Origin of the sequence: Geobacillus zalihae NBRC 101842, from assembly GCF_001544135.1 — a bacterium.
In the GTDB taxonomy this organism is placed as follows: Bacteria; Bacillota; Bacilli; order Bacillales; family Anoxybacillaceae; genus Geobacillus; species Geobacillus zalihae.
Genome location: NZ_BCPV01000006.1, coordinates 1 through 12,540, shown reverse-complemented (window position 1 = coordinate 12,540; position 12,540 = coordinate 1). Strand labels below are relative to the sequence as shown.

General features: G+C 50.9%; 11 protein-coding genes. 8 read left to right on the top strand and 3 right to left on the bottom strand.

What is annotated here, in order from left to right:
- Positions 1-92: 92 nt before the first annotated feature.
- The 7 genes from GZ1_RS03740 (at position 93) to GZ1_RS03710 (ending at position 8,291) form a co-directional block, all read left to right on the top strand.
- Positions 93-689, top strand: coding sequence for a DUF5317 domain-containing protein (locus GZ1_RS03740; RefSeq protein ID WP_033009937.1), 597 nt, complete (start codon positions 93-95; stop codon positions 687-689).
- 253 nt (positions 690-942) lie between these two features.
- A complete protein-coding gene (locus GZ1_RS03735) occupies positions 943-2,709 on the top strand; it encodes a bifunctional diguanylate cyclase/phosphohydrolase (protein WP_373278082.1) in 1,767 nt (588 codons plus the stop codon).
- 178 nt (positions 2,710-2,887) lie between these two features.
- Complete coding sequence (locus tag GZ1_RS03730; protein WP_060787905.1) at positions 2,888-3,640, top strand: DeoR/GlpR family DNA-binding transcription regulator; 753 nt, start codon at positions 2,888-2,890, stop codon at positions 3,638-3,640.
- Positions 3,637-4,548 carry a 1-phosphofructokinase gene (gene pfkB, locus GZ1_RS03725; RefSeq protein ID WP_060787904.1) on the top strand — a complete coding sequence of 304 codons (912 nt, stop codon included), beginning with the start codon at positions 3,637-3,639 and terminating at the stop codon, positions 4,546-4,548. Before GZ1_RS03730 ends, pfkB begins: the two co-directional genes overlap by 4 nt.
- Positions 4,549-4,574: 26 nt before the next feature.
- A complete protein-coding gene (locus tag GZ1_RS03720) occupies positions 4,575-6,443 on the top strand; it encodes a PTS fructose transporter subunit IIABC (protein ID WP_060787903.1) in 1,869 nt (622 codons plus the stop codon).
- A 117-nt stretch (positions 6,444-6,560) separates the two neighbouring features.
- A complete protein-coding gene (locus GZ1_RS03715) occupies positions 6,561-7,427 on the top strand; it encodes a permease (protein ID WP_033004814.1) in 867 nt (288 codons plus the stop codon).
- 15 nt (positions 7,428-7,442) lie between these two features.
- Positions 7,443-8,291 carry a TIGR03943 family putative permease subunit gene (locus tag GZ1_RS03710; protein ID WP_060787902.1) on the top strand — a complete coding sequence of 283 codons (849 nt, stop codon included), beginning with the start codon at positions 7,443-7,445 and terminating at the stop codon, positions 8,289-8,291.
- Positions 8,292-8,334: 43 nt separating this feature from the next.
- On the opposite strand, the gene GZ1_RS03705 is transcribed toward GZ1_RS03710, so the two are convergent.
- Complete coding sequence (locus GZ1_RS03705) at positions 8,335-9,342, bottom strand: MBL fold metallo-hydrolase (RefSeq protein ID WP_013523837.1); 1,008 nt, start codon at positions 9,340-9,342, stop codon at positions 8,335-8,337.
- A gap of 90 nt (positions 9,343-9,432) precedes the next feature.
- Here GZ1_RS03705 and GZ1_RS03700 point away from each other — a divergent pair, with 90 nt between their 5' ends.
- Positions 9,433-9,834 (top strand): secondary thiamine-phosphate synthase enzyme YjbQ, encoded by a 402-nt coding sequence (locus GZ1_RS03700; protein WP_013145243.1) that lies wholly within the window; start codon positions 9,433-9,435, stop codon positions 9,832-9,834.
- Between the two features lie 150 nt (positions 9,835-9,984).
- Here GZ1_RS03700 and map read toward each other — a convergent pair whose 3' ends face one another.
- Complete coding sequence (map, locus tag GZ1_RS03695) at positions 9,985-10,734, bottom strand: type I methionyl aminopeptidase (RefSeq protein WP_013145244.1); 750 nt, start codon at positions 10,732-10,734, stop codon at positions 9,985-9,987.
- A gap of 242 nt (positions 10,735-10,976) precedes the next feature.
- On the bottom strand, positions 10,977-12,281 hold the full coding sequence (locus GZ1_RS03690; RefSeq protein ID WP_060787947.1) for a sensor histidine kinase: 1,305 nt from the start codon (positions 12,279-12,281) through the stop codon (positions 10,977-10,979).
- Positions 12,282-12,540 lie beyond the last annotated feature (259 nt).

Below are 12,540 nucleotides of genomic sequence, written 5' to 3'. Positions count from 1 at the left end.
TATTTACATGGAATGAAAAAAACGGTAAAAATAGAAGTGAGGACAGTAGTTTAGAAAAAAGAGAAAATTCTGTTTATCAAGGGGACAGCATTATGGTTTACGATGGAATCATTTTGTCGTTGTTGATCGGCTGGTTTCGCGGCGGAAGCCTGAAAGGGTTGGCCAACATGAAATTGCGCGGCGGTTGGTTGTTTCCGCTCTTGTTGGCGGTGCAGTTTATCGTCTTTTTCCTTCAAGAACGCATCGAGTGGATCGCCAAAATGAGCAACGTTATTTTTCTTCTCGTCTATATCACAGGACTCGCATTTCTGTGGCTCAACCGCCATCAGCCGGGGTTTCCGGTCATCTTCGCCGGCGTCTTGCTTAACTTTATCGTCATGGCCGTAAACGGCGGACGGATGCCGGTATCGATCGAAGCCGCCCAATTTCTCGGCCGCGAATACATCGAAGCGTTAAAAGCCGGTCTGTACGGCAAGCACCAGGCGATCACATCGGATACACTTCTGCCGTTTCTCGGCGACATCATTCCGCTGTCTCCGCCGTACCCGCGCCAACAAGTCATCAGCATCGGCGACGTCGTGATGAACGTAGGGGCGTTCTTGTTCATCCAGCATCTGATGCTCAGCGCACCGCGGCATAGAGCAGATGATGCTGAAGAAACAACGGGTGCTCCTGCGATCAATAAATAAAATGTTAAGGGGGAAAAGGACATGAAATTCAAAGCAAAACAAGTATTGATCAATTTGTTCATCCTCGGTTCGGTGATTGTGGCGTTGACGTCGGGGTTTAAACTCATTGAGTAGAAAATAATAATGTTGATCTAATAAAGAGGGAGGCGATACTCCTTCTTTAAAATTTTTTAGCTGAGAGTGATTTTGTATGGTTTTTGAACGGTTAAAAAACAAAGAAAAACTATATACTGTTGTTGTCTCTCTTTTAGGGATGTGTATATTTGCTACAGAGGTTGATATCCATTCTCAATCCTTAAAAGATTGGGTTTTAGTATATATATTGACTGGTTCTGTCGTTTTGTTGAATCTTTTTCCTATTATCTTGCCCCCTAAAGCTAATTCTTTTTCAATGGATTCTGCTGTTTACTTGGCTACCCTGTTTTTATATGGATTGAACTTTACGTTACAGGTTCTTTTTATTTTTAGTTTGATAGAATTGTATCGTAATCAACGAATGTCTGCATGGAGACATTTATTTAATTTCTCAATGTATTGTTTGATGATATCAGGTGCTTATTACTCATTTTTATTCTTCGATGGGAATATTGGGAAGATAAATGTCCATCATTTACTTCCTTATTTGATTAGTTTGCTAGTTTATTTTAGTATTAATGTATTATTGATTTTTCTTTTCTTCTATTTCATTGGACAAATATTTAAAGGTGCTCTAGAGTTAGGCGTCTTAAAAGAGGCGTGTGTTGGTTATTCAGTAACATTGCTTCTTTCAATGGTTTTAGCCATTTTATTGTCGGAAGAGAAATATTTTGGCTTGTCCTTATTTATTATTTTAGTAACGATATTGTCTATTGTTTTTAGGAAATTTTTGGAATTATACCAGTTAGTATCCAACCGCGCCAACAGAGATCACCTCACCGGCCTATACAACCACGGTTTTTTCAAAGAAACGCTCAAGGAGCAGTTTTCCGACTGCAAGCTGTTGAAACAGCCGTTGACCTTGGCATTTCTGGATTTGGACGATTTTAAAAAATACAATGACCGGAACGGGCATTTGCAAGGAGATCGTTTGTTGGCTTTTTTTGGGAAGCTGCTGCAACAAGCGGTGGAAGGGACGAACTTCACGGTCGCCCGCTATGGCGGCGAAGAGTTTGCCATTTTAATGCCCAACACGACGAAAGAAGACGCGTACGCGTTTTTAAACCGGTTGCGCAAAGAAGTGAACGATACATATTTTGACGGCGTCGAGCATATTCCGTATCGTTGCCTGTCGTTTTCGTGCGGCATCGCCGAGATGGAAAAAGATATGCATGAAAGCGATGAGCTCATCCACCGCGCCGATCAGGCGCTTTATTACGCGAAGGCGCAAGGGAAAAACAACGTTCAGTTGTATGATAAACATAATATGTGCTTGGATGAAATTAAGTTTAAACAAGACTTGGAAGCGCTCGAGCAACAAGTGAAATTCTTTCTTTCGAAAGATGTCTATACATACCGCCATAGCAAACGGGTGTTTAAATATGCACTTGAATTTGGTAGCCGCCTTGACGAATTGACGGTCCATGAACGGCAGACGCTTGCCCTGGGAGCGATCATTCATGACATTGGAAAAATCGAAGTGCCCCGGGATATTTTAAATAAGTCCGGAAAATTGGAAAAGCACGAATGGGAGATCATCCAAAAGCACGTGGCGTGGGGGCGCGAGATTGTAGCGGCGGAGAAGCGGTTTGATGAGTTGCTTCCGCTTGTCGAGCTGCATCACGAACGATATGATGGGAAAGGGTATCCGTACGGGCTGAAAGGGGAAGAAATCCCGAAATTGGCCCGCATTTTGTGTATTATCGATTCATTTGACGCGATGACGACCGAGCGGCCGTACCAGCCGACGAAAACGCTTGAAGAGGCGCTTGAGGAAATCGAGCGCTGCGCTGGGACGCAGTTTGATCCTGTGTATGCGGCGAAGTTTGTCGCGTTTGTGCGCGAGCATTATTTGCCGCTTGCCGAGATGGAGCAACTGAATTAAGCGACAGAAGGCACTTGCCGATGGCAAGTGTTTTTATTTTGGTTTTGAATGTTTTTGAATGGTTTTTCTTATTTATTGAATGATATTGATAGAAAATGAATGTTTTTGATTGATTTTTTCGTTGTCTTGGGATATGATAGAGTTGTAAGCGATATCCCCGGTGATCGGAGGTGGGAGTGTGCTAACCGAAGAACGCCACCGCTTCATTTTGGAGCTGTTGGCGCAAAAAGGGGTTGTCAAGCTGCAAGAGCTCGTTGACGCGACCGGGGCGTCAGAGTCGACGATTCGCCGTGATTTGACGCAGCTTGAGACCGAAAAGAAACTGCGCCGTGTGCACGGCGGGGCGGCCTTGTTGCAGCAAAAACGCGAAGAATTAAGTGTGTCGGAAAAGTCGCTGAAATATATAGAGGAAAAGCGGCGGATCGCCGCCTATGCGGCCAGCTTGGTGCAAAAAGGAAACTGCATCTATTTGGACGCGGGAACGACAACGCGGGAAATGATTCCGCACTTGGCTGGCAAAGAGGTCATCGTGGTCACGAACGGCGTGATGCATGTCGAGCGGCTGCTTGAGCATAACGTCACGACGTATTTGGTCGGCGGCATGATCAAGCCGAAAACGAAGGCGTTGATCGGGCGCGGCGCCATCGAGTCGCTGCGGCAGTACCGCTTCGACCAATGTTTCATCGGCGCCAATGGCGTTCATTACGATTATGGTTATACGACGCCGGATCCGGAAGAAGCGCTGGTGAAATATACGGCGATGCAGCTGGCGCAACGTGCGTATGTGCTTGCTGACCATTCGAAGTTGAATGAAAGCTCGTTTGCGAAAATTGCGGATTTGCATGAAGCGGTGTTGATCACCGATGAATTGGATGAAGAGTGGAAAGATTTGTATCGAACTAAAACAACGGTAGAGGTTGTGGCTCCATGATTTACACATGTACGTTGAATCCATCTGTGGATTATATCGTTCACCTCGATGAGCTTCATGTTGGCGAACTGAATCGTTCGCTGAAAACGTTCACATTTCCAGGCGGGAAAGGGATCAACGTATCGCGCGTGTTGAAGCGTTTCGGTGTTGACAGCACGGCGCTTGGATTCGTCGGCGGGTTCACCGGCGGGTTCATTGAAAGCGAGCTTCGGAAAGAAGGCATTGCTTGCGATTTTGTTCATGTCCCAGGGCAAACGCGCATTAACGTCAAACTGAAAGCGGGGCGGGAGACGGAAATTAACGGTGAAGGCCCGATGATTGCCGATGACGATGCCGCGCAATTGATCGCGAAAGTCGGAGCGCTTTCGGCCGGTGATGTGCTTGTTCTCGCTGGAAGCGCGCCGACGTCGCTGTCGGCGGACATGTACGAGCGATTGGCGGCTCGAGCGGTGAAACGGCGTGTTCGTCTTGTTGTCGATACGAGCGGTCCGGCGCTCGAGGCGCTGCTCGCCTGCCGGCCGTTTCTTGCCAAGCCGAACCACCATGAGCTGGCCGAACTGTTTGGCGCCGCTGTGCTGACGAAAAAAGAAATCATCCTCTATGGCCGCCGGTTGGTTGAAAGAGGAGTGGAACATCTCATTGTGTCAATGGGCGGCGCGGGGGCGTTTTACTTCAACGAGGAAACAGCGCTGTTTGCCGAAGCGCCGCAAGGAACGGTGAAAAATTCGGTCGGGGCGGGCGATTCGATGGTCGCTGGATTTTTGGCCGCTCAAGCGGATGGGAAATCGATTGAGGAAGCATTCGCTTACAGTGTCGCCGCTGGAAGCGCGACCGCGTTTTCGGAAGATTTGTGTACGAAAGAGGAAGTGGAAGCGCTCGTCGACCGCGTCCATATCGTGCATTTATAAATTGAAAATAAAGGGGGATTGGGCCAATGAAGATTACAGATTTGTTGACAAAAGAAACGATGATTCTCGCGCTTCAAGCGAAGACAAAGGGCGAAGTCATTGATGAACTGGCTGAAAAGCTTGCCGAAGCGGGAGCGGTCAGCGATGTGGAAGCGTTTAAGCAAGCCATTTGGGCGCGGGAAAAACAAAGCACGACCGGCGTTGGCGACGGCATCGCCATTCCGCACGCCAAAACGGCGGCGGTCAAGCGCCCGGCGGTGGCGTTCGGCCGTTCAGTGGAAGGCATTGATTATGAGTCGCTCGATGGCAAGCCAAGCCATTTGTTTTTCATGATCGCCGCGCCAGAAGGCGGGGAGCAGACGCACCTTGAGGCGCTCGCCCGCTTGTCGTCGATGTTGATGGATGCATCGTTCCGTGCTCAGCTTGAAACCGCTTCAAGCGAGGAGGAGATTATCCGTTTGGTTGCCGCGAAAGAAAGCGAGCAAGAAGCTCCACAGCAAGCGGTGCGGGCAGGGAACGGGCGGAAAGTGTTGGCAGTAACCGCTTGTCCGACCGGAATCGCTCATACGTATATGGCCGCTGATGCACTGAAGGCGAAAGCAGCCGAAATGGGGGTATCCATCAAAGTCGAGACCAACGGCTCAGATGGAGTGAAAAACGCTCTCACCGCACAGGAGATTGAAGAAGCCGCGGCGATCATTGTCGCAGCCGATAAACAAGTCGACATGGACCGTTTTGACGGGAAACCTGTCATCCAAGTGCCGGTCGCTCGTGCGATCCGCGAGCCGGAGAAGCTGATCGAGCAGGCGCTGCGCCAAGACGCGCCGATTTATCGGGCAAGCGGTGCGGCACGGGGCAGCGTGGGAGCGGCGAAACCGCGAACCGGTTTTTACAAGCATTTGATGAACGGCGTATCGAATATGCTTCCGTTTGTCGTCGGCGGCGGGATTTTGATTGCCATTTCCTTCACGTTCGGCATTAAGGCGTTTGATCCGAACGATCCGTCGTATCATCCGTTTGCCAAACTGTTAATGGACATTGGCGGCGGCAATGCGTTCGCGTTAATGGTCCCTGTACTGGCTGCATTCATCGCCATGAGCATTGCCGATCGACCAGGGTTTGCGCCGGGGATGGTCGGCGGCTTTCTGGCGGCGAACGGCGGCGCTGGGTTTTTGGGTGGATTGATTGCGGGCTTTTTGGCCGGGTATTTGGTCGTCGGATTGCGGAAATTGTTCAGCCGCTTGCCGCAGTCGCTTGAGGGGATTAAACCGGTGCTGCTCTATCCGGTATTCGGCATTTTTCTCACTGGCGTCATCATGATGTATGTGGTCATCGATCCTGTCAAAGCGTTGAATGAAGGGTTGAAACATTGGCTTTCCGGCATGGGAACCGCGAACTTAGTGCTGCTTGGTGCGGTGTTGGGCGGCATGATGGCGGTTGATATGGGCGGACCGATCAACAAAGCGGCGTATACGTTTGGGCTAGCCATGATTGAAGCGGGCAACTTTGCGCCGCATGCGGCGATTATGGCTGGCGGGATGGTGCCGCCGCTCGGCTTGGCGCTGGCGACAACGTTCTTTAAAAAGAAATTCACGAAAGCCGAGCGGGAAGCCGGAAAAACGTGCTATATCATGGGCGCTTCGTTCATCACGGAAGGGGCGATACCGTTTGCGGCGGCTGATCCGGTGCGGGTTATTCCATCGATTATCGTCGGCTCGGCTGTTGCGGGAGCGTTGACGATGTGGTTCCATATCGGGCTGCCGGCGCCGCACGGCGGAATTTTCGTCATCCCGATCGTCAAAGGCAGCGCATGGCTTTATATATTGGCTATTTTGATTGGTTCCATCGTGACCGCATTGATGGTCGGGCTGTGGAAAAAAGAAGTGGAAGAATAATAGAAGAAGAGGCGTTTCGCCAAAGGCGAAGCGCCTTTTTGATTTTTCTTGCCAAATTTTCATGACAATGGCCATTTCTCATGGTAAAATGAACGGTTGTAAATGAGAGGAGAACCCATGATGAACACGTTTTTGCAGCTGAATACGATTTTTATCAGTATATTGATTGAATCGTTGCCGTTCGTCGTGCTTGGGGTGTTTGTTTCCGGAGTCATTCAAATGTTTGTCAGTGAAGAGACCGTACAACGGTGGGTGCCGAAAAATCGCTTTTTGGCAATTGTTTATGCGGCGTTGATCGGGGTGTTTTTCCCTTCATGCGAATGCAGCATCGTGCCGATCACCCGCCGTCTCGTCGCCAAGGGGGTGCCGCTTTACGCGGCCGTGCCGTTTATGTTAACGGCGCCCGTCATCAATCCGGTTGTGCTGTTTTCGACATATATCGCCTTCGGAAGCAGTTGGACGATGGTATTGTGCCGGGCGCTGTTCGCTTGCGCCGTCGCCGTCGCTGTCGGTGCCGTGATAGCGATTCGGCATGAAGGCAGCGAGTTGCGCCATGAACGGCGCGAGATGCCGATGATGCCCCGTACTTGGAAAGAGAAAATCGTCGGCACCCTGCGCCATACGATCGATGAATTTTTTGCGACCGGGAAGTATTTGATCATTGGGGCGTTCATTGCTTCGGTGATGCAAACGTATGTGAAAACGTCGGCGCTTGTGTCGATCGGCAATGGGAAAGTGGCGGCCTCTTTGGTCATGATGGCGCTCGCCTTCGTGCTGTCGCTCTGTTCCGAGGCGGACGCCTTTATCGCCTCGTCGTTTCAAAGCACATTTCCGTTTCACGCGCTGGCAGCGTTTCTCGTTTACGGGCCGATGCTCGATGTGAAAAATACGCTCATGTTGTTTCAGTCATTCCGCGCCCGGTTTGTGTGGAAACTGATTTCCTATATCACGTTGTTTGTGTTTGCCGGATCGCTATTGATCTAGCAAGGAGGTGGCGGCATGATTCGCATGTATATTTTGCTTGGGTTTGCGTTTTTGTTTTTTCATTTATATATTACTGGAGAGTTGAGCAAATACATTAATATGCGGTATTCGTATATTTCGTTTAGTGCGATGTTTGTGTTTGCTTTTTTAACGATCGTGCAATTTGTGCTGGCAAGCCGCAACGAGGAACCGCACGATCATGGGGAAGAATGCTGCGGCCATCATCATCATGAGCCGTCCGCGCGCTGGAAGCGGGCGGTGAATTACCTTATTTTTGTTTTTCCGCTTGTTTCCGCCTTCTTGTTTCCCGTTGCGACGCTGGATTCTGAAGTCGTAAAGGCGAAAGGGATTCATGTTCCTGGGATGGCGGCTGACAGCAGCGATCCGTTTGCCCAGCGGCAGTTTTTGCGTCCGGATACGAGCATGTATTATGGGCGGGATGATTATCAAAATGCCATGGAAAAAGAGCTGAAAAAATACAGCCGTCTCCCTCGCTTGGAGTTGAATGATCAAAATTATTTAAATGCCATGGAAACGATTTATCAGTTTCCTGGCGAATTTGCCGCCCGCGACATTGAATTCACCGGGTTTGTCTACCGTGAAGAAACGGCGCGCGCCAATGAGGCGTTTCTCCTTCGCTTTGGAATCATTCATTGTGTTGCGGATTCAGGGGTGTACGGGCTGCTCCTTCAGTTTCCAAAGACGGCGCCGCTTCAAAATGATGAATGGATTCATGTGAAAGGTACGCTATCCACCATGTATTACCAGCCGTTTCATATGACGCTTCCGTATGTAAAAGTGACGTCATGGGAGAGGGTGGCCAAACCGAAGGAGCCGTACGTATACCGCCAATTCAATGAATAAGAGCGAGCCGCGGACTGGCTCGCTCTTTTGGATAAAGTTGCGCTCATTCCTTTTGCCGCGCTTGTTTCACCATGGTGATTGCGCTTGTTTGGCTGAACGAATTGTCGAATGGGGAAAGGGCCGTCAACGCTTGGGCGGCATCGATCACCTCGCCGAGTTTCAAGCAAAGCAAGCGCTCCTCTTCCAATCCGCGCCGCCGCCATTCAGCCCATAGGCGGTCAAGCGCTTCTTTCGGCGTATCGTCCGCGAGGCGGAACGCCCCGTAATGCATCGGCACAAACAGCCGGGAGCGGCAGTCCAAAAACGCCTGCACCGCTTCTTCGGGTGTGGTGTGCTGCGGCCCCATGAACCATTCCGGTTCGTACGCGCCGATCGGCAAGAGCGCATAGTCGATGGAAAAGCGTTCGCCGATGTCGCGAAAGCCGCGGAAGTAGCCGCTGTCGCCGGCGAAGTAGATGGTGGGCGCGCCGTTTGATGTGATCACCCATCCGCCCCAATGCGACGTGTTCGTGTCCCACAGCGTCCGCCGCGTCCAATGCTGGGATGGAACAAACGTCAGCGACACATCACGGAAGACGACCGTTTCCCACCATGACAGTTCGGTGACATGGCGGTAGCCGCGGCGGCGGAACAAGCGGCCGAGGCCGACCGGCACGAACACGTGCGGATCGCCTTTTAAGCGGCGGAGGCTGCCGAAATGCAAATGGTCGTAGTGGCCGTGGGAGATGAGCACAACGTCCACGGGCGGCATCTTGTCAAGCGGAACGCCGGGAGCCGTCAAGCGTTTGGCCGCGCCCATCCAATTCGCCCAGACGGGATCGGTGACGATGGTGATGCCATTGAGTTGAACGACAAAGGTCGAATGGCCGACCCAACAGAGCTGCGGCCTGCCATTCGGCTCCTGAAGCCTCTCGTATTGAGGCGGTGAAACATGCGGCACGACGTAGGACAAATCTTTTTGTTTTTGTTTCCGCTCCCGCTGCCAGCGGCGGAAATCGGCCCATGTTTTGTGCGTCGAGACGCCGTCTAAGTTTTCATAGCGCTTGGCCAACGATTTCTCACTCCATTTTTTGTGTTATATTATTTAGAGTAGCAAACCTTTTTTGCGAAGTACAAAATGTTTGCCCAGGTGGTGGAATGTATGCTTCGTTCGTTTACAATCCGCACGGCAAAGCGGGATGAAATGATCGACATTACTTCATTCGTCGAGGAGACGGTGCGCCAGGCTAACGTGACGGAAGGGATCGCTGTCGTTTATTGTCCGCATACAACGGCTGGCATCACCATTAACGAAAACGCGGATCCAGATGTCAAGCGCGACATGATGCGCCGCTTTGATGAAACATATCCGTGGGAGCATCCGCTTGACCGCCATATGGAGGGAAACACAGCCGCCCATATGAAAGCGAGCACGGTTGGTGCGTCGCAGCACGTCATCATTCATGAAGGCCGCCTGCTCCTTGGGCGGTGGCAAGGCGTCTATTTTTGCGAGTACGATGGGCCGCGCCACCGGACGTTTTACGTGAAAGTCATTGGAGGATGAAACCATAATTATATTATGTGAATATTAAACATAAGGAAAGACGATGGCTGAATCATACCGTCAGCAAATGGGGAAAAGCATAGAAAAGACCCGGGCGAATCGTTTGCCCGGGTTTTTCTATTGGCAAAAAGCCGGCTGGCGCCGTTGCCCTTACGCCGGCGTCGTCAAAATGAGCGGTCCGTTTTTCGTAATGGCGATCGTATGTTCATATTGCGCTGAATACGAGCCGTCGATCGTTCGCGCCGTCCAGCCGTTCGGATCCATTTTGCTTTGCCATGCCCCCATGTTGACCATCGGTTCGATCGTGATGACCATCCCTTCCTTTAAACGCATCCCTTTTCCTTTTTCACCGAAGTGGGGGACATACGGTTCTTCGTGGATCGTCGGGCCGATGCCGTGTCCGGTGAAATCGCGGACGACGGAAAAGCCGTGCGCTTCGACGTACGTTTGAATGGCGTGGCCGATGTCGCCGATCCGATTGCCGAGAACGGCTTGCTCGATTCCTTTATAGAGCGACTGCTCGGTGACGTTAAGCAGTTTTTGCACGTCTTCACCGACGTCGCCGATGGCGTACGTCCAGGCGGAATCGGCGAGCGCTCCGCGCAAATTGACGACAAAGTCGATCGTGACGATATCGCCTTCTTTCAGCGGCTCGTTGCGCGGAAACCCGTGGCAAATTTCATCGTTAATGGAAGCGCATGTCGCATACGGATAGCCGCGGTATCCTTTTTGTTCCGGTTTGGCGCCGTATTTAGCCAAAAACGTTTCAACGAACCGGTCGATTTCCATCGTTGTGACGCCCGGTCCGATGCGTTTGGCGATCTCTTGATGACAGGCGGCCAAGAGTTTCCCCGCCTCGCGCATCAATTGAATTTCCCGTTCCGTTTTGACGTGAATCATGCAACTGTCTCCTTTTCCCTCGATGTGTTTCGCTTCGATAAGTATTGTAGCAAAAAGAACGGTGATGTGAAACCGCGGCAATCCATTCTGAACTGCGGATCGATTCCAAGATTTCACCTCAAAATAGGATGCGAAAGAGGCGAAGATGCTCAGGAAAAAGAAAGGCCCTTTGATGGGGCATACAGAATTTCGAGTGATTGATCCTTGCCTGCAAAAAGCTTTTCCAGCTCGCCTCTGCTATGTCAAAAGGCGGCAAACAGCTGTTTTTCTTTATCAGAAATCGTTGAGGAAGAAGGAGACGGTGCGAGCGGCAAATAAATCGACACCGTCGTTCCTTTATGTATTTCGCTTTCGATGCGAATCGTTCCGTTCATCGATTCAATGATGCGGTAGACGACCATCATCCCGAGCCCCGTGCCTTTGACGCCTTTCGTCGTAAAATACGGTTCGCCAAGCCGTTCGAGCTGTTCTTTCGTCATGCCAACGCCGGTATCGGCGATGCGGATGAGCACGCGTCCGTTGTCAATGGAGACGTATACTTGCAACGTCCCGCCGTTAGGCATCGCTTCGATGGCGTTTTTCATTACGTTGAGCAAACATTGACGGAATTTTTCGCGCTCACCGATGACGGAAAATGGCGCAAGCGTCGCTTGAATATCGACGCAGCTCATATTGGCGAGCGGGCGGAGGATGTCAATGACTCGCTCGATTTCGAGCTTCACGTTCAGCTTTTCCGGCGTCTCGGGCGCCGGCTTGGCAAACGTCAAGTAATCGGTGATGATCGCTTCAGCTCGGTCAAGCTCCTCAATGGCGATGCGCGCATACTGGCGGCGTTTGTCGGCAGCGAGCGGCTGCTCTTCGATCAGTTGGATAAACCCACGCGCCGCGGTGAGTGGATTGCGAATTTCATGGGAGATGGAAGCAGCTAAATGGGTGACGGCTTCCATTTTCTCGGCCCGAATCACTCGTTTGCGCAGCGCGATGTTATGGTGCACCATTTCCTGAAACGAACAAACGATGAGCATGCTGATGGGCTGTACAAACAAAAAGATAAGCGCAACGGAAGGCGGAGGAGAAACCGCAGCAGCCATCCACTCCGCTATGGCGACGGTCAACAGGCCAGAGCCGAAGCTGAGCGATACAGCGAACAGCGTGCGCTGTTTGGTTGGCAGCTCGACAAACCGTTTTGTCAATAAACTGCTTGTTGCAGCGATGGCGATGGAAACGACGACGGTGACGAAGACGCCAGCTCCGCCGAACAGCGAGCGGTAGGCGATCGATGTCAACGCTAAAACCGTCGCCGCCCCCGCTCCGCCGTACAAACCGCCAAGCCATAGAGGAATTTGCCGCAAGTCGAAGATGAAATCATTCTCTGTTCCGACCGGGAGGGTGATGCATAACATGATCACGACGGCGTAACAAATGGTCGGCAAATAAAGGCGGAATCGTTTTGGCCTCTTCTCCTGCTCCGTACAGAGGGGAACGAGGAACACCGGCAGAAGGATGAAAAACAAGTTGAGCAAAAAGTCTTTAAAAATATTCAGCATCGCGGCACCTTCTTTCCCATCGTCAAGCTGCATAACCAGAATTTCTACAAAAACTGCGAATATATTACATTGTAACCGGAAACCGACCCGCATGTTAAGGTCGAATTCATAGCCTTTTTTTGATATAAATCTTGTTTTTTCGACAAGAGCAGGAAAAAAGAACTATTTTTTGTTTATTTAGTAAAGTGTGAGTAAAATATTTGTGGGTGACATTCCGAAATGATCCCCGACGAGGGTTGCGAACTTTTGTTCGCGACCC

Coding starts and splice junctions, on each gene's coding strand:
- GZ1_RS03715 (WP_033004814.1), top strand. CDS start 6,561: ATGATGAACACGTTTTTGCAGCTGAATACGATTTTTATCAGTATATTG.
- GZ1_RS03700 (WP_013145243.1), top strand. CDS start 9,433: ATGCTTCGTTCGTTTACAATCCGCACGGCAAAGCGGGATGAAATGATC.
- GZ1_RS03690 (WP_060787947.1), bottom strand. CDS start 12,281: ATGCTGAATATTTTTAAAGACTTTTTGCTCAACTTGTTTTTCATCCTT.
- pfkB (WP_060787904.1), top strand. CDS start 3,637: ATGATTTACACATGTACGTTGAATCCATCTGTGGATTATATCGTTCAC.
- GZ1_RS03720 (WP_060787903.1), top strand. CDS start 4,575: ATGAAGATTACAGATTTGTTGACAAAAGAAACGATGATTCTCGCGCTT.
- GZ1_RS03710 (WP_060787902.1), top strand. CDS start 7,443: ATGATTCGCATGTATATTTTGCTTGGGTTTGCGTTTTTGTTTTTTCAT.
- GZ1_RS03735 (WP_373278082.1), top strand. CDS start 943: ATGTGTATATTTGCTACAGAGGTTGATATCCATTCTCAATCCTTAAAA.
- map (WP_013145244.1), bottom strand. CDS start 10,734: ATGATTCACGTCAAAACGGAACGGGAAATTCAATTGATGCGCGAGGCG.
- GZ1_RS03740 (WP_033009937.1), top strand. CDS start 93: ATGGTTTACGATGGAATCATTTTGTCGTTGTTGATCGGCTGGTTTCGC.